Annotated in this window: 17 protein-coding genes, 1 tRNA gene and 1 riboswitch; of the genes, 7 read left to right on the top strand and 11 right to left on the bottom strand. The window is 63.3% G+C overall.

Features of this window, described 5'->3' with window-relative positions:
* Positions 1–96 precede the first annotated feature (96 nt).
* The 3 genes from paoC to paoA are packed head-to-tail and all read right to left on the bottom strand — an operon-like array spanning position 97 to position 3,901.
* Complete coding sequence (paoC, locus tag ACFO3E_RS13485) at positions 97–2,313, bottom strand: aldehyde oxidoreductase molybdenum-binding subunit PaoC (protein WP_066526189.1); 2,217 nt, start codon at positions 2,311–2,313, stop codon at positions 97–99.
* On the bottom strand, positions 2,310–3,266 hold the full coding sequence (locus ACFO3E_RS13490; protein ID WP_066526187.1) for an FAD binding domain-containing protein: 957 nt from the start codon (positions 3,264–3,266) through the stop codon (positions 2,310–2,312). The genes paoC and ACFO3E_RS13490 overlap by 4 nt, the downstream gene beginning before the upstream one ends.
* Positions 3,263–3,901, bottom strand: a complete 639-nt coding sequence (gene paoA, locus ACFO3E_RS13495; protein ID WP_066526185.1) for an aldehyde dehydrogenase iron-sulfur subunit PaoA — start codon at positions 3,899–3,901, stop codon at positions 3,263–3,265. Before paoA ends, ACFO3E_RS13490 begins: the two co-directional genes overlap by 4 nt.
* Before the next feature lie 253 nt (positions 3,902–4,154).
* Between paoA and ACFO3E_RS13500 the strand changes: the two genes are divergently transcribed.
* Positions 4,155–4,229: transfer RNA gene (locus tag ACFO3E_RS13500), tRNA-Gly, on the top strand.
* Positions 4,230–4,395: 166 nt separating this feature from the next.
* Here ACFO3E_RS13500 and thiC read toward each other — a convergent pair.
* Positions 4,396–6,255, bottom strand: coding sequence for a phosphomethylpyrimidine synthase ThiC (gene thiC, locus ACFO3E_RS13505; RefSeq protein ID WP_066526183.1), 1,860 nt, complete (start codon positions 6,253–6,255; stop codon positions 4,396–4,398).
* 11 nt (positions 6,256–6,266) lie between these two features.
* Positions 6,267–6,674, bottom strand: coding sequence for a DUF2065 family protein (locus ACFO3E_RS13510; RefSeq protein WP_066528972.1), 408 nt, complete (start codon positions 6,672–6,674; stop codon positions 6,267–6,269).
* A gap of 50 nt (positions 6,675–6,724) precedes the next feature.
* Positions 6,725–6,835, bottom strand: a riboswitch (TPP riboswitch).
* An 84-nt stretch (positions 6,836–6,919) separates the two neighbouring features.
* On the opposite strand from ACFO3E_RS13510, the gene ACFO3E_RS13515 reads away from it, so the two are divergent.
* A complete protein-coding gene (locus tag ACFO3E_RS13515; RefSeq protein ID WP_066526178.1) occupies positions 6,920–7,216 on the top strand; it encodes a hypothetical protein in 297 nt (98 codons plus the stop codon).
* Positions 7,217–7,234: 18 nt separating this feature from the next.
* On the opposite strand, the gene ACFO3E_RS13520 is transcribed toward ACFO3E_RS13515, so the two are convergent.
* Both ACFO3E_RS13520 and ACFO3E_RS13525 read right to left on the bottom strand, forming a co-directional pair.
* Positions 7,235–8,608 carry a cytochrome P450 gene (locus tag ACFO3E_RS13520; RefSeq protein WP_156518430.1) on the bottom strand — a complete coding sequence of 458 codons (1,374 nt, stop codon included), beginning with the start codon at positions 8,606–8,608 and terminating at the stop codon, positions 7,235–7,237.
* On the bottom strand, positions 8,605–9,732 hold the full coding sequence (locus ACFO3E_RS13525; protein ID WP_380805402.1) for a hypothetical protein: 1,128 nt from the start codon (positions 9,730–9,732) through the stop codon (positions 8,605–8,607). Before ACFO3E_RS13525 ends, ACFO3E_RS13520 begins: the two co-directional genes overlap by 4 nt.
* A gap of 22 nt (positions 9,733–9,754) precedes the next feature.
* Between ACFO3E_RS13525 and ACFO3E_RS13530 the strand changes: the two genes are divergently transcribed.
* Positions 9,755–10,048 carry a hypothetical protein gene (locus tag ACFO3E_RS13530; RefSeq protein WP_066526174.1) on the top strand — a complete coding sequence of 98 codons (294 nt, stop codon included), beginning with the start codon at positions 9,755–9,757 and terminating at the stop codon, positions 10,046–10,048.
* A gap of 5 nt (positions 10,049–10,053) precedes the next feature.
* The gene (gene kdsA / locus ACFO3E_RS13535) at positions 10,054–10,875 is read left to right on the top strand and encodes a 3-deoxy-8-phosphooctulonate synthase (RefSeq protein WP_066526171.1); all 822 of its coding nucleotides are present in this window, start codon (positions 10,054–10,056) and stop codon (positions 10,873–10,875) included.
* A gap of 59 nt (positions 10,876–10,934) precedes the next feature.
* On the opposite strand, the gene ACFO3E_RS13540 is transcribed toward kdsA, so the two are convergent.
* The 3 genes from ACFO3E_RS13540 to ACFO3E_RS13550 all read right to left on the bottom strand — a co-directional run bounded on the left by ACFO3E_RS13540 (position 10,935) and on the right by ACFO3E_RS13550 (position 15,400).
* Positions 10,935–12,200 carry a glutamate-5-semialdehyde dehydrogenase gene (locus ACFO3E_RS13540; RefSeq protein ID WP_066528965.1) on the bottom strand — a complete coding sequence of 422 codons (1,266 nt, stop codon included), beginning with the start codon at positions 12,198–12,200 and terminating at the stop codon, positions 10,935–10,937.
* Positions 12,201–12,329: 129 nt separating this feature from the next.
* Positions 12,330–12,956, bottom strand: coding sequence for a class I SAM-dependent methyltransferase (locus tag ACFO3E_RS13545; protein WP_066526169.1), 627 nt, complete (start codon positions 12,954–12,956; stop codon positions 12,330–12,332).
* Between the two features lie 149 nt (positions 12,957–13,105).
* On the bottom strand, positions 13,106–15,400 hold the full coding sequence (locus tag ACFO3E_RS13550; protein WP_197486248.1) for a CDC48 family AAA ATPase: 2,295 nt from the start codon (positions 15,398–15,400) through the stop codon (positions 13,106–13,108).
* 337 nt (positions 15,401–15,737) lie between these two features.
* On the opposite strand from ACFO3E_RS13550, the gene ACFO3E_RS13555 reads away from it, so the two are divergent.
* Together ACFO3E_RS13555 and ACFO3E_RS13560 are read left to right on the top strand one after the other, a co-directional pair.
* Complete coding sequence (locus ACFO3E_RS13555; RefSeq protein WP_066526166.1) at positions 15,738–16,619, top strand: LysR substrate-binding domain-containing protein; 882 nt, start codon at positions 15,738–15,740, stop codon at positions 16,617–16,619.
* 92 nt (positions 16,620–16,711) lie between these two features.
* The gene (locus tag ACFO3E_RS13560) at positions 16,712–17,875 is read left to right on the top strand and encodes a GGDEF domain-containing protein (RefSeq protein WP_066526159.1); all 1,164 of its coding nucleotides are present in this window, start codon (positions 16,712–16,714) and stop codon (positions 17,873–17,875) included.
* A gap of 37 nt (positions 17,876–17,912) precedes the next feature.
* Here ACFO3E_RS13560 and ACFO3E_RS13565 read toward each other — a convergent pair whose 3' ends face one another.
* Positions 17,913–18,584 carry a glutathione S-transferase family protein gene (locus tag ACFO3E_RS13565; protein ID WP_066526157.1) on the bottom strand — a complete coding sequence of 224 codons (672 nt, stop codon included), beginning with the start codon at positions 18,582–18,584 and terminating at the stop codon, positions 17,913–17,915.
* A 172-nt stretch (positions 18,585–18,756) separates the two neighbouring features.
* On the opposite strand from ACFO3E_RS13565, the gene acs reads away from it, so the two are divergent.
* The gene (acs, locus tag ACFO3E_RS13570; protein ID WP_066526156.1) at positions 18,757–20,700 is read left to right on the top strand and encodes an acetate--CoA ligase; all 1,944 of its coding nucleotides are present in this window, start codon (positions 18,757–18,759) and stop codon (positions 20,698–20,700) included.
* The last annotated feature ends 24 nt before the right edge of the window (positions 20,701–20,724 follow it).

Consider the following 20,724-nt stretch of genomic DNA (forward strand, 5'->3'; position numbering starts at 1 on the left):
CAAATTATATACGATAGTGCATATTTCATGCCGCAGCCTTAAGCCTCCCCTTTCCTCCTGGCAATGGGAAGGCTCAAGCGGAAAGGGGCTGCGCCGTCAAGTGAGCGCTGAGCCGTCCGCCCGCGCCAGCAGCTTGTCGATGGTAAGCGGATAGTCCCTGAGCCGGATGCCCGTCGCATTATAGATCGCGTTCGCGACGGCCGCTCCCGCGCCGCAAATGCCGAGTTCACCAACGCCCTTGGCCTTCATGGGCGAGCTTTTATCGTCCAGCTCATCCAGGAAGAAGACATCCTGCTCCGGAATGTCGGCATGCACCGGCACGAGATATTCGGCCATGTCGTGATTGACGAAGAAGCCGAAGCGGGTATCGACCGTCAGTTCCTCCATCAACGCGGCGCCAACGCCCATCGTCATCGCGCCAATGACCTGGCTGCGCGCCGATTTGGGATTGAGAATCCGTCCGGCAGCGAAGGCTCCGCCCATGCGGCGAACGCGCACCTCCGCCGTATCGATATCGACGCCCACTTCACAGAAATGCGCTCCGAACGTCGCCTGCGCATAGCGTTTGGCGAGATCGCCGAACTCGATGCGATCCTCCGCCCACAGCCCGTCGCGTCCCGCCAACGCGCCAAGTTTTTGCGACTTGTTGCCCAGTCGCACCAGACCATCCTCGAACAGCGCCTGATCGGCCGGAAAGCCCGCCGCCTCGGCCAGCTTGGCGCGCAACGCCACGCAGGCGGCATAGACGCCGGCGGTTGAACTGTTGGCCCCAAACTGTCCACCCGACCCCGATGAAACCGGATAGCGACTGTCGCCCAGCCGCACTGTCACGCCATCGAGTGGCACGCCCAGCATTTCCGCCGCAGTCTGGCCCAGGATCGTATAGCTGCCGGTGCCGATGTCCGTCATGTCGGTTTCCACGATCACATGACCACGCGCATCCACGCCCACCCGCGCCCCGGAGGGCGCGACCAGATTTCCGCGAAAGGCGGCCGCCATGCCCATGCCGACCAGCCAGCGGCCGTCGCGAATCTGTCCTGGCTTGGCGCTGCGCCGCTCCCAGCCGAAGCGTTGCGCTCCTTCACGCAGGCACTCGACGAACTTGCGGCTTGAAAAAGGCCGCTGCGGCCCCGCCTCCGGATCATATTGCACATCGTTGCGGATACGGAGTTCGACTGGATCGACGCCGCACGCTTCGGCCAGTTCGTCCATCGCAACTTCCAGCGCCAGCATGCCGACCGCTTCGCCCGGCGCGCGCATGGCATTGCCTTCGGGCAGGTCAAGCTTGGCCAGGCGATGGGACGTCAGGCGGTTCGCGCCGCGATACAGCTGCCGCGTCTGCTGCGCCGCCAGTTCCGGACTGCCGCCTGGCAGGTCGCCAGACCAGACCTCATGCGCGATCGCATCGATGACGCCGTCCCGGTTTGCGCCCAGACGGATGCGCTGAATCGTCGCCGGGCGATGCGTCGTATTGTTCGGGATTTGCGGGCGGGCGAGCGCGACCTTTACCGGCCGGCCCACCGACCGTGCGCCAAGCGCCGCCAGCAGCGCGTCGGCGCGCAGGAACAGCTTCGCGCCGAAACCGCCGCCTATATAGGGCGCGACAACCCGGACATTGGCCTTGGGAATTTTCAGCGTACGCGCCATTTCGTCAACCGCCCAACCGACCATCTGGTTGGCGGTCCAGAGCGTAAGCTTGTCGCCATTCCAGGCCGCCGTGGTCGCATGCGGCTCCATCATCGCATGGCTTTGATCGGGGGTCGTATAATGTTGATCGATCTTCACCGCCGCCTTGGCGAAGGCCCCTTCGAAATCGCCCGCCTTGCTGTCGGGATCGCCGCCAAAGCCCGGCTGTGGAACGCCCGCCTTGCCGCGTTCGGCGGCAAGATCGTAGCGGCCTCGTTCCGGCGCATAATCGATGCGTAGCAGCTCTGCGGCGTCGCGCGCATTTTCGAATGTATCGGCGATTACCAGAGCAACCGCTTGATCATAATGTTCGATCTGCGGCCCGCCCAGCAGATGCGCCGTGTTCATATTGCCCTTGCCGAGCTGCCCCGCATTCTGATGCGTGATGATCCCGAGCACGCCAGGCGCGGCCTCCGCCGCACGCAGATCGATAGATCTGATCTGCCCCTTGGCGATGGCCGATCCGACGATCCAGCCATAGGCTGCATTGGGCGCGACATCATGACGCTCATAGGCATAGGGCGCGGTGCCGGAAACTTTCGCCGGCCCGTCTATACGGTCATGAGGAAGCCCGACGACGCGGCCGCGATCTATGGGATTGTTGGTGGCAGGCGTGTCGAACTTCACGACCGGGCCTCCTTCTGCTGAAAGACGGATACAAGCGTGCGAGCGGTCAGCCCCTGCTTGAAAGCGTTCTGCGCGGTGGGCCGTGCTCCGGCCAGCGCCGCCTCCGCCACGGCAGCGGCTCCTCGTGGCGCGGCGGCTTCTGCGGCTTCGACCCGCCAGGGCTTGGGAGCAAGGCCGCCAAAGGCGAAGCGTGCGCCGCCATCCTTGCCGAAAACGGCCGCCACTGAGACGAGCGCAAAGGCATAGGAACTACGGTCCCGAACCTTGCGATAGACATGGGCGCCGCCCAGCGGCTGGGGCAACGTGACCGAAGTGATGAGTTCGCCGGGCTTCAGCACATGTTCGACATGCGGCGTATCGCCAGGCAGCAGGTGAAAATCCGCGATCGGAATGGACCGGCGCGCGCCATCTGCGGCCAGCGTATCGACATTGGCGTCGAGCAGCCGCATCGCCACCGCCATGTCGGACGGGTGCTGGGCAATGCAGGCGTCGCTCGTGCCGATGATCGCCAGGCTGCGGCTGATCCCCTTCAACGCGCCGCAGCCACTGCCGGGCTTGCGTTTGTTGCAGGGCATGCGCGTGTCATAGAAATAGGGGCAACGGGTGCGCTGGAGCAGGTTTCCAGCCGTCGTCGCCTTGTTGCGCAGCTGGCCCGATGCCCCGGCGAGCAGGGCGCGGCTCAACACCGCATAGTCACGGCGCACCGTCTTGTCGGCAGCCAAATCGGTATTGCGCACGAGCGCACCGATCCTGAGGCCGCCGTCTTGCGTCCTTTCGATCCGGTCCAGGCCAAGGCGATTGACATCGATCAGATGGGCAGGCGTTTCGATCTGCAGCTTCATGAGGTCGAGCAGGTTGGTGCCCCCCGCGATGAAGCGGGCGCCCGGCATGCTGGCGGCGGCCTTCGCCGCTTCCTCGGGACTCGCGGCGCGGCTGTAGCTGAAGGGTCTCACGCGTTGTCCTCCCCTGCTGCATCGCGGATGGCGGCGATGATGTTGGGATAGGCGGCGCAGCGGCAGATATTGCCGCTCATCCGCTCGCGCAGTTCCGCGTCGCTAAAGGCGACCTTCTCAAGATTCGCCGTTGCATGACTGGGGATGCCAGCCTCCATCTCCTCCAGCATGGCGACCGCCGAGCAGATTTGCCCCGGCGTGCAGTAACCGCACTGATAACCGTCATGGGTGATGAAGGCGCGCTGCATCGGGTGCAGCTTTTCAGGCGATCCAAGGCCCTCGGTCGTGGTCACTGTCTCGCCTTCATGCATGACCGCCAGCGTCAGGCAACTGTTGATCCGCCGCCCTTCGACGATGACCGTGCAAGCGCCGCACTGGCCATGATCGCAGCCCTTTTTGGTGCCGGTGAGGTGCAGATGTTCCCGCAGTGCATCCAGCAACGTGGTGCGCGGGTCGAGTTGCAGATGCGCTTCCCGGCCATTTACGGTCAGTTCGACGGCAACCATGGGCTCTCCCTTGCTCGATTGGGGCTGGCGTCCCGGCGCAGCCTGCGCCTGACCCACGGCCGGAAACGCTGCAGCGGCCGCCGCGCTCCCTTGCAAAAGGCCGCGGCGCGTCAGATGGTCGGACGTCATAAGCCTCTCCTCCTGTTACCGGCTCGATCCCATGACGAAGCACGGCCGAAGATGATCCTGGATTATCCGAAAAGATGCAGGCCGCAGACTAACAGCGAGCCGCGTCACGCCAAGCCGAAAAAGACAGGATGCAGATGCAGACAGCGATTTGAAGAAATTTACGCTGCCCGCCATTTCTCCCTTGCCGAGGTGAATAAGCGCTGCTAGTTGCCCGCCTCACCCGCCGAGAGGGACATCTCCTCCGGCCGCCAGAGCGGGCGTAGCTCAGGGGTAGAGCACAACCTTGCCAAGGTTGGGGTCGAGGGTTCGAATCCCTTCGCCCGCTCCAGATTTCCCAGAAACTTTCATTCCATCATCGATGTTTCTGGGGCAGGACTACTCCTCATCGACATAGATAAGCCGCCGCGACCCGCCAGCCTTGGCGCCCGCGCGAATGCGATTTCATCACTGGTGAAGGTTGGTGAGCAGGCGCCGCGACCTGCTCACCCGTTCCGTCAATCGCGCTCGCGGTCGCCAGCGCCCATATAAAGTTCGCTGCCGGTCTGCCGGAAGATCTCGCTCATTTCGGCCATGCCTTTCTCCGCATCTTCCGCAGCGATGAAGGCGTCCGCGGGCTGATTCTGCTTCGCGGCGAAATCCCTTACCTCCTGCGTGATTTTCATCGAGCAGAATTTGGGGCCGCACATCGAGCAGAAGTGCGCACTCTTCGCGCCCTCGGCCGGCAGCGTCTGGTCGTGATATTTCTCCGCGGTGTCGGGGTCGAGCGACAGGTTGAACTGATCGCGCCAGCGGAATTCGAAGCGGGCGCGGCTCAGCGCATCGTCACGGACCTTGGCGGCCGGGTGGCCCTTTGCAAGGTCGGCGGCGTGGGCGGCGAGCTTGTAGGTAACCACACCCACCTTGACGTCGTCGCGATCGGGCAGGCCCAGATGCTCCTTGGGCGTGACGTAGCAGAGCATCGCCGTGCCGTACCAGCCGATCATGGCCGCGCCGATGCCGCTGGTGATATGGTCATAGCCCGGCGCAATGTCGGTGGTGAGCGGCCCGAGCGTGTAGAAGGGCGCCTCGCCGCAGGCTTCGAGCTGCTTGTCCATATTCTGCTTGATCTTGTGCATCGGCACATGGCCGGGGCCTTCGATCATCACCTGCACATCCTGTTCCCAGGCGCGCTTGGTGAGTTCGCCCAGCGTATAGAGTTCGGCGAACTGCGCCTCGTCATTGGCGTCGGCGATTGATCCGGGGCGCAGGCCATCACCCAGCGAATAGGCGATGTCATAAGCCTTCATGATTTCGGTGATCTCGTCGAAATGTTCGTAGAGGAAGCTTTCCTTGTGATGGGCCAAGCACCATTTCGCCATGATCGACCCGCCGCGCGAGACGATGCCGGTGACGCGCTTGGCGGTCATCGGAATATAGGGCAGGCGCACGCCCGCATGGATGGTGAAATAATCCACGCCCTGCTCGGCCTGCTCGATCAGCGTGTCGCGGAAGATGTCCCAGGTCAGTTCCTCGGCAATGCCGCCGACCTTCTCCAGCGCCTGATAGATCGGCACGGTGCCGATCGGGACCGGCGAGTTGCGCAGGATCCATTCACGGGTGTCGTGGATGTTGCGGCCGGTCGACAGGTCCATCACAGTATCCGCGCCCCAGCGGATCGACCACACTAGCTTGTCGACTTCGCTCGCCACATCGGAGGCGACGGCGCTGTTGCCGATGTTCGCGTTGATCTTCACCAGGAAATTTCGGCCGATCGCCATCGGCTCCGATTCCGGGTGGTTGATGTTGTTGGGGATGATGGCGCGGCCGCGCGCGACCTCGTCACGGACGAACTCGGGCGTCACATAATCGGGGATTTCCGCGCCCCAATCCTGGCCATCACGGACAAATTCGGCGAGGCGGGCGCGGCCGAGATTCTCGCGCTCGGCGACATATTCCATCTCCGGCGTGATGATGCCGCGGCGGGCATAATGCATCTGGGAGACGTTCATACCCGGCTTGGCGCGCAAGGGGCGTATGACGAGGTTGGGGAAGGGCTGGACGCCGCCGCTGCGGTCGGGACCTTTGAGGCCATTGTCCTCCGGCTTGATCACACGGGCGTCATATTCCTCGACATCGCCACGGCCGATGATCCAGTCACGGCGCAGTTGCGGCAGGCCCGCCATGATGTCTATGCGCGCATTCGGGTCGGTGTAAGGACCAGAGGTGTCATAGACCCGCACCGGTGGCTCGCCGCTGCCCGGCTCCAGATCGATCTCGCGCATGGCGACCTTGAGCGGGCCGACATGGATTTTGCGCGAGCCACGGATGGGGCCAGTGGTGACGCGCATTTCGGTGCGAGCTGGAATGTCGGCCATGGATTTTCCTTTCAGACGATTGCGGTGGCGCGGCCAGTGAGGCCGGCGAGGAAGAGGAGGGTGCCAAGGATGATGCTGGCGATCGCCCAGGCACGAGTGAATTTGACCGACCAGCGGCCGATCCTGATGAGCGGCCCCGGCACGGCAAGCAGCAGCGCGCCTTCGATCAGCGCCATATAGCCGATCAGCGACACGATGATGGCAAGCAGATCGGTCCAGATGCTGTGGATAAGAACGAGCGCAGCGCCCACCGTGAATACAGGAAAACCCAGAGCCATGACGAGACCGGGTGAGCGCTCCAATTCCTCCATCATCGCGCGCCAGCGCAGTGGCGCAACAAAGCCGCCAATGCCCACGACGATCATGTAAAGGCCGATCGCTTCGGCCAGGCGCAAGCTAAGGACGGAAGTCGTATCCATCGGCAGTCCGTCCTCCTCTTGTCGCGCGTGGCGGAGGTTGGGCGGATTGTTTTTGACAAGCCGTCCCTCCCTACGCCGGTTTTAACCGGATCAGGTTCAGCGGGTCGCAGCCACATCAGCCGCCTCTCAACCGCCTGTGAGCGGTCCCCCGGGGATCGCGACTGGATAGCCGAAACGGGCACCAAGCGAAAGTCCCCTTGGCGGGCGCTGGACAGGATCAGCGTTTTTCCGCTCTACTGTCGGGCATGAAGCATCATGATCTGTCCACCAAGGAAGGGCGCAAGGCGCACCGGCACGAACTGCGCATGGTCGCCGTCCGGCCGCGCCGTTGGGGATTGTGGCTGCTGACGGCGGGATTTCTGCTGCTGCTGACGCCATCGGCGCTCAATCTTCACAGCCTGTTCGGGCTGTGGCCGCCGATGCTGGGCGCGGTCTGCATCCTTGCAGGTACCCCTTTGCTGGTGGCGAGCGTGGTGCTGAAGCGGCGCTATAGGCGGCAACGCGCAGCGGGGCAGGCAATGGTGGGCAGGATCGCAGGCTGACAGCGGGTAGCGAGTTCGCTAGGCTTCGATTCCGCCGAACATCAGCTTCATCCCGCTCCTGGGCCGGATCGTCAGGCGGCTGATCGGCTCCGGCTTGAACCCCTGGGGCACCGACAGGCGATAGCGTCGCACTACGCTGGCGATCACCGTCATCACCTCCTGCTGGGCGAAGCCCGCACCTACGCAGACGCGTGGCCCCCGGCCGAAGGGGAACCAGGCTTGGCGCACCATCTCCGCATTGGCGGGATCATCGAAGCGGTCGGGGTCGAAACTGTGCGGACAGGCCCAATTGTCCTTGTTCCGCTGGGTCAGCCACGGCGCGACGACCAGCATCGCGCCCTCCTCCAGTTGCTTGTCCCGCATCGGCATGGGGCAGGTGACTTCGCGCGGAAAGAAAGCGACGGGCGGATAGAGGCGCAGCGTTTCGCGGAAGATGTTGCGGATCGCGCTCATGTCCTTGAGCATCGCGGCGGTGAGCGGGGCGTCGCCGGTAAGCTCGACAACCTCAGCGCGGGCAGCGGTTTGGATATGGACGCATTCGGCCAGCATGTAGAGCGCCCAGGTCATGGTGCTGGCCGAGGTTTCATGGCCCGCAAGGAAGACGGTGGATACCTGGTCCATCACTTGTTGAATGGTGAAAGGCTCGTCGGTTTCCGGGTGCCTCGCTTCGATCAGCGACTGCAGAATATCTCTATGAGGCGCTTCACCGCCCTGATGGAAGCCTTCATAACGGGCCTCGACAATGGGGCGGAAAACGTCGTGGATGGCCTTGGCGGGCTTCAAGGACCGCTTTTCGAACCAGCCGGCGGGGAAGCCATAGAGGCGCAGCATCGAGGCGCTATGGGCCAGCCTCTGGAACTTGCCGAAGGCGGTGTGAATGATGTTGGAGCGATGTTCGTCCAGCGCTTCCGAAAACAGCGTGCGGAAGATGATGTCTGCCGCCACATGGGTCATCATCGGGTCGATATCGACCGGCTTGGCTCTGTCGGCGGCGTCGAGACGGGCGAGCAGATCGTCAGCGGCCGCGACCATCAGCGGCATGGAACGATTGAGCGCGGTATGAGCAAAGGCCGGGTTCACCATGGCGCGCTGGCTTTCCCAATCCTCGCCATTGGCCGAGAAAACGCTGTTGCCGATCAAAGGAGAGAGGTTGCGGACCAGCTCGCGATGCTTGGGAAAGGTCGTGCCGCCGCGCAGGATCTTGTCCACCAGCGGCAGCTCGTTGGCGATGTACATGGTCTGGCCGGGCATGCGGATTTCGCCCAGCTTCATCGTGTAGCTCTTTTCGAAGAGCACATGGATCCAGCTGTGCCAGCCGCGCAGGAAGCGCTTCATCAGGCCGCGCTTGGTGCGGGGCGGCTCAGGATAGGGTGGAGTAAAAGCGTCCTTCACGGGATGGTCCTGAACTGTTCAATGGCCTCATCGACCGTGCGGCGGCCCGCGGTGAGGCTGACATAATCTACCGGTGACACGCGGTCGCCCACGCGCAGATAATCGAAATGCGCCTCATATTTGTTCGACCAGCCGCTGTGATAATTGTCCGGGTCGTAAAAAAGGTGGAAGCGTGGGGACAACAGGTCCACGCGGGCCGCGCAACGGTCCGACACAAGGCGGATCGGATGCACGTCATAATAGGCCGCGCCGTCCGGGGGGGCCGAGAAATCGACCAGGCGGAAATGCTTGTCGTCCAAGGTCTTCAGATCGTCATGATACCAGGCGGCATCCTTGCGCAGCGCGATGACGGGAACCACTTGGCCCAGTGTTAGAAGGATGAAATTGGGGGGCAGCGGCTTGTCCCTTCGCAGTTCGAGGATGCGGCGCAGCACGCTCATCGCATAGATGGTGCCGTTGCTGTGGGAAGCGAAGATGACCTCGTCATAAGGCCCATCCATTTCCTCCACGATGCGGGCGGCGAACTGATCAAGGCGCGCGTTCATCTCCTCGCCCGGACCACGGGCGGCGACGCTATGATTATAATACATGAAGCGCAGCAGCCAGGGCACGATCAGCTTGTTAAGGAGTCGGCCCGACAAGGCCATGCTGACGGCGACGCCGATCAAGGCCGCAGCCCAGAAGGGCATCAGCAGCGAAAGCAGCAGCGCAGGGATCAGCGCCAGCGCCAATGGAATCAGCACCCCGAGCAGCGGCGGGTAGAGGATGGTGATAACCGGCCCTGGCCGCAGCTTACGCATTCGCAGGAACTGCATGTGCCGCGCATGCGCACCGTAAGTGGCGATCGATCGCCACGCTAGCAACAGCGGGTTGCGGATCCACACCTTGCCGACCAGATCCTCCCAGCGGAGAAACTCATAATCGGTCTCCACCCCGGCGCTGTTGTTCGTGACGGTCCAGATGGCGGATGACGCAGGGCCGGAGCGGCGCGCGCTGACCTCCACCTCCTCGCCCGACAGGCGGGTGTAAGTGGCGGCCTGCTCGCGATACATCTGGTGATAGAACCGCACCCCGCGCGGATCGAAACCGCCAAGGTAGAAGACTTTACGCTTGAACTTTTCCATGGCCCCTGTTCCACATCGGGCCATGACGACACCCGAACGCGACTATTGCTATTTCATAGACCACCGCAAATACAACCGAAACATCGGCTGCCGGCGCCACGACAATGCCTATGGCATCAACGGTGGCGGCAGCGAGCGGGATCGGTGGCGGGCGGACTTCGCCTTCTACCGGCATATGCGGGACAATGGCGACCCGATGGCGCTGCCGTCGTTGGCCGCCTGCCTGGTCTTTGGCTGGTTCTGTTGGAATTATCATGATGGCAAGGGGCTGTGGCGGGGGCAACTCTTGCGCCGTTTCGTGAAAGCGCCGAAGTGAACGGCATGACCAAACATGTTTCCATCGGGCCGCTGACGATCGGCAACGACCTGCCCTTCGTCCTGATCTCCGGCCCCTGCCAGATCGAAAACCGCGATCATGCGTTGATGATGGCGGACAGACTGTCCGGCATCGCTGCGAAGGCAGGCGTGCCGTTCATCTTCAAATCCTCTTTCGACAAAGCGAACCGGACCTCCGTCTCCGGGCAGCGTGGTGTAGGCATAGACGCCGGGCTTTCGATCCTGGCCGAGGTGAAAGCGCGCTTCGGCTGCCCCGTGCTGACCGATGTGCATGACGCGGGCCAAGTAGAGGCAGCGGCAGAGGCGGTCGATATCCTTCAGATTCCGGCCTTCCTGTGCCGCCAGACCGACCTGCTCCTCGCAGCCGGACGGACGGGCGCAGTCGTCAATGTGAAGAAGGGTCAGTTCCTGGCGCCGTGGGACATGGCGGCGGTGGCGCAGAAGGTCGCCTCAACAGGCAACGAGCGCATCCTGCTTACCGAGCGCGGCGCGAGTTTCGGCTACAACGCATTGGTCAGTGACATGCGATCGCTGCCGGTCATGGCGCAAACCGGCTATCCGGTAGTGTTCGACGCCACTCATTCGGTGCAGCAGCCGGGCGGGCTTGGATCAGCCTCTGGCGGGCAGCGGGAATTTGCGCCCGTGCTGGCGCGTAGCGCGGTTGCAGCAGGGGTAGCAGCGATCTTCGCCGAGGCGCATGACGATCCGGACAATGCGCCTTCCGACGGCCCTGTCATGCTGCCACTGGAGTGGATTCAGCCGCTGCTCGGAAAGCTGAAGGCCATTGACGCGGCGATGAAGGGATAGTCCTACCACTGTTCGTTTCGAGCCCTTCTCCACAAGCCCGAACCGAACGGTAATAAGGGTTACGGTCGGGTCTGTCCGGTACCGCGCACCATCCATTTATAGGTCGTGAGCCCCTCAAGAGCCACGGGCCCGCGCGCATGAAGACGTCCGGTCGAAATCCCGATCTCCGCACCGAGGCCAAACTCCCCGCCATCGGCGAACTGAGTCGATGCGTTCCACATGACGATCGCGCTATCGACGGCGTTCAGGAAGCGCTCGGCCTTGGCCGCGTCCTCGCTAATGATCGCGTCGGTATGGTGGCTGGCATGGGCGGCGATATGGGCCAGCGCCTCGTCCAGCCCATCCACCACGCGAACCGAAACGATGGCGTCGAGATATTCGGTATCCCAATCCTCGTTGGACGCAGGGGTGACGCGGCTGTCGATCGCCTGCACGGCTTCGTCGCCGCGCACTTCGCATTTGGCATCGAGCAGCGCCTTCACGATGGCAGGCGCTCCCGCAAATGCCTTGTCGATCAGCACCGTCTCGGTCGCGCCGCAAATGCCGGTCCGGCGCATCTTGGCGTTCACCACCAGCTTGACCGCCATCTCGGGATCAGCTGCGCCATCGACATAGCTGTGGTTGATGCCGTCGAGATGCGCCAGCACAGGCACGCGCGCTTCTTCTTGGACACGCGCCACCAGGCTCTTGCCGCCGCGGGGCACGATCAGATCGATGAACTCGGCCGCCTTGAGCAGAGCGCCCACCGCCGCACGATCGGTGGTGGGGACCAGTTGCACAGCGTCAGCGGGCAATCCGGCAGCTGCGATCCCCTCGGCCATGGCGGCATGGATCGCGCGGTTGCTCTCCTTCGCCTCACTGCCGCCGCGCAAGATCACGGCGTTGCCAGCGCGCAGGCAGAGCGCGGCCGCATCGGCGGTCACATTGGGGCGGCTTTCATAGATGATGCCGATCACGCCCAGCGGCACGCGCACCCGGCTCAACTCCATGCCATTGGGGCGGACCTGCTTATCGATCACGCTGCCCAGCGGATTGACGAGCGTCGCCACCTGATCGACTCCCGCCGCCGTCGCGAGCACCCGATCCTCGTCCAGCCGCAGCCGGTCGAGCATGGCGGGCGACAGCCCGTTGGCAGCGGCGTTTTCCATGTCGCGCGCATTGGCCGCAATGATCTGCGGCGCCTGGTCGCGCAGCGCCTGAGCCGCACGGCGCAGCGCATCGATCTTCTGCGCGTCGCTCGCGCTGGCCAGCACTGCGGCGGCGGCGCGCGCGCGCGCGCCCATGGTCGCAATCAGCATTTCGGGGGTCTGGGTGAGGTCGTTCATCTTGGTCTGGCCTTTCGCCCGCGCCCTTAGCATGAAAGCGCGCCGAAGCGAACCCATATGGGCAGCCCACGGCCAAATCACGGGTCGCAAAATGGCTCAGCCGTTGGTGCGGCAGCATGCTGTCGGGGATTACGCCGCCTGGGCGAGACTCTCCGTCTTCATGGCCCGGAACATGCGGCAAGGGGGAATATTGCGCCACTCGACGCGCTCAGCGACCTCGTTGAACTGTCCCTGCAGTAACCCTCGCACGAAGGCCGAATATTGATAGACCAGGAATTCGCCACCTGGCCGGATCGCCCGCTGCGTCTCCGCGCAGATCAGTTCCCCCACTCCATCGGGCAGGGTCGAGAAGGGAATGCCCGACAGGATATAATCCGCCTGCCGAAGCCCTGCCTCCGCGATGAAGCGGCGCACGTCCGCCGCCGATCCATGCACGACGCGGAGCCGGGGATCATCGATCTGCGCCTCCAGCCAGGCGACGAAATCCAGATTGAGATCAATCGCCAACAGCGTGGCGTCGGGGTGCATCCGCTCCAGGATCGGTCGGGTGAACGTGCCCACGCCAGGGCCATATTCCACGAACAACCGGGTCCGTTGCCAATCGACGCGGTCCAGCATGCTGTTCACCAAGGCAGGCGAAGAGGGAATGACCGAGCCGATCATCCCCGGATGCTTCACGAACTGCCGGAAGAACATACTCCACTGGCCCAGGAACGACGCCGGATCTGCTTTTTTCTTCAGGGGAATGGAGGCCATCAATACTCGCCTGTTTGCCATCACATCAGGGCGTTGCAAATATCGGCATGTCTTGCAAGCCGCTTTGCACGCTGGCGGACTCACGTCCGGCCTGGGTTAGCGAACGCGCGGATTGCGGATGGGTTCAATCCGCAATCCGCTAGCCCTTGTTAAGATTGACGATCGCGCGATCGCAGCATGTCGGGAGACACAAAGCCGATCGGCTCGACGCGCATGGCGCTCTGTTTCAGCTGCGCCTGTATCTGCTCATATTCGCGCTCCATTTCCGGCGTGACCGAGGCGCGGGTTTCCTCAAGCGCTGCTTCGAAATGCGCATGCCCGACCTTATCGACCGACAAGGATTGGCGCAGCGCGACCAAGCCTGCCCGACGCACCAAGTCCTCCAGGTCCGCACCCGTAAACCGCTCGGTGCGGGCCGCCAGATCATCCAGATCGACATCCTCGGCCAGCGGCATCTTACCCGTGTGGATCGCCAGGATGCGCCTACGCCCGGCCTTGTCAGGCACAGGCACATAGATGAGTTCATCAAAGCGTCCCGGCCGCAGCAAGGCAGGGTCGATCAGCGTCGGCCGGTTGGTCGCGCCGATGACGACCACCGACTGCAACTCTTCAAGCCCGTCCATCTCGGCAAGGATGGTGTTCACCACCCGCTCCGTCACCGCCGGTTCGCCCAGGCCACCGCCACGCGCCGGGACCAGGCTATCCAGTTCGTCGATGAAGATGACGGTCGGCGCCACCTGCCGCGCGCGGGCGAACAGGCGGGCGATCTGCTGCTCGCTCTCGCCATACCATTTGGACAGGAGGTCGCTCGACTTAGTCGCAATGAAATTCGCCTGCGCCTCTCGCGCAACCGCCTTCGCCAGCAGGGTCTTGCCGGTGCCGGGCGGCCCATAGAGCAGGAACCCCTTCGCCGGACGAATACCGATGCGGCGGAACGCGTCGGGGTCTTTCAGCGGCAACTCCACGCCTTCCTTGAGGCGCATTTGCGCATCGTCCAGGCCGCCAATGTCGGCCCAGCCGATATTGGGCGCCTGCACCATTACCTCACGCATCGCGGAAGGCTGGACACGCTTGATCGCCGCCATGAAATCATCCCGCGTGACCGACAGCTCCTCCAGCACATCGGGCGGAATCGTGCCTTCCTCCAGATTGAGGCGCGGCATGAAGCGGCGCACCGCCTCGATCGCCGCCTCGCGGGTCAGCGCGGCTAGGTCGGCGCCCACAAAACCGTAGGTCATCCGCGCCAGTTCGCCGAGATCTACGCCCTCAGCGAGCGGCATGCCGCGCGTGTGAATACCCATAATCTCGCGCCGGCCGCGCTCGTCGGGAACACCGACGATGATTTCGCGGTCGAAACGGCCTGGCCGGCGCAGCGCCTCGTCGATCGCTTCGGGCCGGTTGGTGGCGGCGATGACGACCAGATTGGTGCGCGGCTCCAGGCCGTCCATCAGCGTTAGTAACTGCGCGACCAGCCGCTTTTCCGTTTCGCCGGTCACATTGCCACGCTTGGGCGCGATCGAATCAATCTCGTCGATGAACAGGATCGAGGGGGACGACTTCGCCGCCGCCTCGAATATCTCGCGCAGCTGCTTTTCGGACTCGCCATAGGCCGACCCCATGATTTCTGGACCGTTGATCAGGAAGAACTCGGCCTCCGATTCATTGGCGACCGCCCGCGCCAGGCGCGTCTTGCCCGTTCCCGGCGGGCCGTGCAGCAATACGCCCTTCGGTGGATCTACGCCTAAGCGTTCGAACAGTTCAGGATAGCGCAGCGGCAGTTCAACCATCTCGCGCAGTTGGTCGATAGCCTCGGCCATCCCGCCCACATCGTCATAGGTGACGTCCGCCCGCCGCAGTTCGCGCGGCTCTTCATATTCGGCGCGAAGTTCGATCTCCGTATCCGCATCGATCTGGACGACGCCCTTGGGCGTGGTGGACACGACGACAAGGCGGATTTCCTGCAGCGCATAGGCAGGTGCGGCCAGCATTTGGCGCAGCTGAGGCGGCATGTCGCCCGGCGGCACCTGTTGCTGCCCGGCTGTCGCAACGATATCGCCGGACGCCAAGGGCCGCTGAAAAAACACCCGCTTCAGCGCGTCAGGATTGCCCTGAAGTCGCAGGTTATTTTGTGCAGGTGCGAAGACCACACGCTGTGCCGCGCGGGGTTCGACCTTGCTGATCTGCACGAAATCGCCCGACCCGACACCGGCATTAGCGCGCTGCAGGCCGTCGAGGCGCAGCACATCCAGCCCTTCATCTTCCTTGTACGGCCGCACCACGCGAGCGGGCGTGGACCGCTTGCCAGCGATCTCGATCACGTCGCCTTCAGCGAGGTCGAGTTCCGCCATCACCGCCAATGGAATGCGCGCAAGCCCACGGCCTGCATCCTCCGGCCTCGCATTGGCCACCTGAATCCTGCGTTCCGGGCTGTCCTGTTCGGCCATTGCCATCCCCATTCTTGTCACCGCGTAACGAGATAGGAAACGTCAAACGCCAAGGAAAGAGCCCGAGGATGATAATAAGCCGAGACAAAAAAAGGGCCGGCCCAAAGGCCAGCCCGGAAAGTTTTAGGAGAGGATGCCTGAAAGGCCTTTTCTATGTGCGCTGCAGCATGTAATTTCGCAAGTGCGAAAAGAATCAGGGAGTTGCAAATTTTGCATCTTGCCAGTTGACGCATTTTCCTAGTGGGTAGAAAGAGGCTGGTCATGGCTGGACCTGACCTTCCCCATTCCGGGATGATGACGCGTCGCAGCAGATCAAATGCTAAGCTATTGACCGACTATGCGCAGATTGCCGCCCCTTACTGCCCTTGAGGCCTTTGTCCAGGTCGCCCGGCTCGGCTCGGTGAAGGCTGCCGCGGAGGAACTGGCTCTTTCAACGCCCGCGCTCAGCCGCCGCGTTCAGGCGCTGGAGCGTTTCATCGGGCGTCCGCTTTTCGACCGCAAGCATCAGGCGCTCGAAATCAATGCCGACGGGCAAAAGCTGCTCGACGACATCGCGCCAGCCCTCGATTCCCTCAGCCAAGCGCTGGAGAATATTCAGAGCGGCGGCAATCAGTTGCGCCTGCGCCTGGCGGTCATGCCCCTTTTCGCGACGCAGCGGCTCTTCCCCCATCTGGGGGCGTTGCGGCAGAAGCATCCGCAGCTCCATATCGATATCGAAACGACCCCCTATGCAGTCGCACGATTGGGCGAAGGACTGGATGCCGCGATCGTTCTCGCCAAGGATATAGACCCGGCGCTTTACGCCCATGAACTGGATCACGACGAGGTCTATCTGATCGGGCGCAAGGCGCTGCTGGAGCCGCCGAATCTGCTCGCCTCCCCTGCCGATCTGGCGCAGCACACCATCCTTCTGCACCGCGACATGGTGATGTCGTTCGACGCCTGGAAGGAAGCGGTCAAGCTGCCCGACCTGCAGCCGTTGGCGATCGACAATTATGATTCCGGCCAATTGATGCTGGAGGCCGCGGCGCAGGGGCTTGGCATCGCAGTCATGCACGCCAGCCATTATAATGAGGCCCAGGACCCGCGGCTGGTGCGGCTGTTCCCGGAGACCCGGGTGGAAAGCCCCTATCGCTATTATTTCGTCTGTCGCCCGCGCGCGCTGCAGACCCGCGCGGTACGCATTTTCCGTGACTGGCTGATCGGCGCCGACATCTGACGCACGGGAAAAATGGGCTGCCGATCAGGGATTTGTGATTTTTAGCCTTTTGCGCCCTTAACCTTGTTCGCTACGGTCCGTTATACCGGGGCATGACTGGGGCATCATCATCCGTAAATCCGCAGCACGGCCTGGCTGACCGCCTGACGCGATGGGCCCGTGGCCTATCGGGCAAGGGCGACGCCGAAGAGGACGTGGAGGACGCTGAACCGCAGCGTGGCCGTGCGGGCAGCAGCGCGCACCGCGAGGTCAATCGCCGCCGCAAGCTCTATGACGAGATCGGCCATTTCCTCTTCGCGCATGATCTGGACCTGACGCCGCTCAATTTCGGCGTGGCGCATGATTATCTGACCGGCGCGCAGATCGGCGTCGAAAAGGCGATCAGGGCCGTTCTCGCCGAGCGCGGCAAGATCAGCAACAGCTGGGTGGAGGAAATCGTCGCCGAGCAGCGCGCCGACGAAGTGACGCCCGAGGCGCTCTCCACCATGCTGGCGAAGGTCGAGGAAAATCTGTCCGAATTTACCGGCCTGATGACCGAATCGCGCAACTCCGCCAAGGATTATGGCGCAGCCCTGCAGGAAGAAGTGAAGGGCCTCGCCGCTGGCGGCGATAATGAACCCGTGCTCGCACGGCTGGTGGCGCTGACCCGGTCGATGGTGGAAAAGACCCGTCAGGTCGAAGGCCAGTTGCGCCAGAATGAGAAGCAGAACCACGCCCTGCGCTCAAGCCTCGCCAACGCCCGCCGCGCCGCCGAGCATGACCATCTGACCGGCCTGCCCAACCGCCGCGCCTTTGAAGGCACGCTTCGCGAGGAAGTCGCCACGGCCCAGAAGGAAGGCCAGCCGCTGGCCGTGGCCTTCTGCGACATCGATCATTTCAAGGTGATCAACGACACCCACGGCCATGACACGGGCGACCGGGTGCTGAAGTTCGTCGCGGGGTTGCTCGCCAAGATCAGCAACGACCAGTGCCATGTAGCACGCCACGGCGGCGAGGAATTCGTCATGCTGTTTCGCGGCAAGACTGCAGCCGAAGCCTGCGAGGCGGTGGACAGCGTGCGCCAGGACCTTGCGACCCGCAGCCTCGTCAACCGCACCAATGGCGAACGGATGGAACGGGTGAGCTTTTCAGCCGGCGTGTCCAACGTGCTGGCCTATGACGATCCGCGCGCGGCGCTCAAGGCCGCCGACCGCGCGCTGTACCTGGCAAAGGAACATGGCCGCAATCGCGTCTATCTGGCTGCGGAAATCGACTGACCATCCTTCCCCTCCTGCAAGCGGAGGGGAATGCCATTCAAAAATCCGGCTTCTCATAATGAGGCGGCGGCGTGATCACCTCCATCCGCTCCGACAGCAGCGGCCGGAAGGAAGGACGCGACTTGAAGCCTGCATACCAGCGCTTCACCGTCTCATGGCCCGCCCAGTCGATGCCGCCGAGATAATCCGCCACGGAAAGATGTGCGGCAGCGGCAATGTCCGCCAGGCTCATCGTCCCGCCTGCCATCCAGCTGCGGTGGTCGAGCAGATAATCCATATAATCCATGTGCACATTGGCGCGCTTCATCGCCTCGCGCAGCACCCGGGCGTCGGGGGGCGCACGTTCGATCAGGCGCTTTTTCATCCGTTCATGCAGCAACGGGCCGACGACATCGCCATAGAAATTCTGGTCGAAAAAGGCCACCAGCCGCCGCACCTCAGCCCGGCCCGCCGCCGTGCCGGAGATCAGCGGGAATTTCTCCACCGTCTCCTCAAAATATTCGCAGATCGCCTGGCTGTCGATCAGCGTAACGCCCTTTTCGACGTCCACCATCACCGGCGTCGTGCCTGCAGGATTGAGGTCGAGAAACTCGTCGCGCGCTTCCCAGGGCGACTCGCGCACCAGATCATAACCCACCCCCTTTTCACCGAGCAGCAGGCGAATCTTGCGCGAGAAGGGACAAAGCGGGAATTGGAAGAGCTGCCACATAGCTTTCCTGTTAGGCGGAGCTAGCCCTCTCGGAAAGCAGCAAAATCGCTCGCTCTTGCTTAATCCCGGCGCGATAACGGTGAAAACTTTGGCCATAGAGGCGCGATCCGGGCTTCCGATGATCGGATACAGTCTCTAGAGGGGCAGGCGACCGCAAAGGAAAGGATGCCTGATGTCTGACGATTTTTTCCCGGTACCTTCGGAATGGGCCGCTTCGGCGCTGCTCGACCGGGATGGACGTGCGGCAGATTATCAGCGATCGATCCAGGACCCGGACGCCTATTGGCTGGAACGGGTGAAGCGGCTCGACTGGCTGACCTTCCCTGCCAAGACCAATGAGAGCAGCTTCAACGAAGCTGATTTTGGCGTGAAGTGGTTTGCCGACGGCGTCCTCAACGTCAGCGCCAACTGCATCGACCGCCACCTTGCCGAACGTGGCGATCAAACCGCCATCATCTGGGAACCGGACTCCCCCGACGCTGAACCGCGCCGCTACACCTACAGGCAGGTTCATGAGGAAGTCTGCCGCTTCGCCAATGTGCTGAAGAGCGCGGGCGCGAAAAAGGGCGACCGCATCACCGTCTATCTACCGATGATCCCGGAGGCCGCCTTCGCCCTCCTCGCCTGCGCGCGGATCGGCGCGATTCACAGCGTCGTCTTCGGCGGCTTCTCGCCCGAGGCGCTGGCCGGACGCATCATCGACTGCGATTCAACCCTCGTCATCACCGCCGACGAAGGTTGTCGCGCGGGCAAGAAGGTGCCGCTCAAGGCCAATGTCGATGCGGCGCTGAAGGACTGCCCCGGCGTCAAGACGGTGGTGGTCGTCCAGGCAACCGGCGGCGCCGTCGCGATGCAGGATGGCCGCGACCTGTGGCTGCATGAGGAAGCGGCCAAAGCTTCCGCCGACTGCGCGCCCGAACCGATGAATGCGGAAGATCCGCTGTTCATCCTCTACACCTCTGGTTCGACCGGCAAGCCCAAGGGCGTCCTGCACACCACCGGCGGCTATTTGCTCTGGGCCAGCCTGACCCACGAACTCTGCTTTGATTACCGCCCCGGCGACATCTACTGGTGCGCGGCCGATATCGGCTGGGTCACCGGCCACAGCTATATCGTCTATGGCCCGCTGGCGAACGGCGCGACCACGCTGATGTATGAAGGCGTGCCCAACTATCCGACCGCCAGCCGTATTTGGGAAGTTGTTGACCGCCATCAGGTGCAGACCATCTTCACCGCTCCCACCGCCCTGCGCGCGCTGATGAAGGAAGGCGACGAGTTCGTGCGCTCGACCAGCCGCAAGTCGCTGCGCCTGCTCGGCACCGTGGGCGAGCCGATCAATCCCGAAGCCTGGCGCTGGTATCATCATGTCGTCGGCGAGGATCGCTGTCCGATCATCGACACGTGGTGGCAGACCGAAACGGGCGCCGCCATGATCGCGCCGATGCCCGGCGCCACGGACCTCAAGCCCGGCTCCGCTACCCTGCCGATGCCGGGCGTGGTGCCGCAGATCGTCGATGGCGAGGGCAAGGTGCTGGACGGCACGGCCGAGGGCAATCTGGTCATCGCGCAGAGCTGGCCCGGCCAGATGCGCACCGTCTGGGGCGACCATGAACGCTTTTTCCAGACCTATTTCACGACCTTCCCCGGCAAATATACGACCGGCGACGGCGCGCGGCGCGATGCGGACGGTTATTATTGGATCACCGGCCGGGTCGATGACGTCATCAACGTGTCCGGCCATCGCATGGGCACGGCAGAGGTCGAAAGCGCGCTCGTCCTGCATGAAGCAGTGGCGGAGGCCGCTGTCGTGGGCTTCCCGCACGATATCAAGGGCCAGGGCATCTATGCCTATGTGACGCTGAACAGCGGCGAAGAGCCAAGTGATGCTCTGCGCAAGGCGTTGGTTGCCTGGGTCCGCACCGAAATCGGGCCGATCGCGACCCCGGACGTCATCCAGTTCGCGCCCGGCCTGCCCAAGACCCGTTCGGGCAAGATCATGCGCCGCATCCTGCGCAAGATCGCGGAGGGCGAGGTTTCGGCCCAGGCGCTGGGCGACACAAGCACGCTCGCCGATCCGTCGGTGGTGGATAATCTGGTCGCCAATCGTCAGGGGTAAGCCGCCACCATCGGAAGGAGGGTC

The organism is Sphingobium tyrosinilyticum (genome assembly GCF_042654265.1).
Classification (GTDB): Bacteria; Pseudomonadota; Alphaproteobacteria; order Sphingomonadales; family Sphingomonadaceae; genus Sphingobium; species Sphingobium tyrosinilyticum.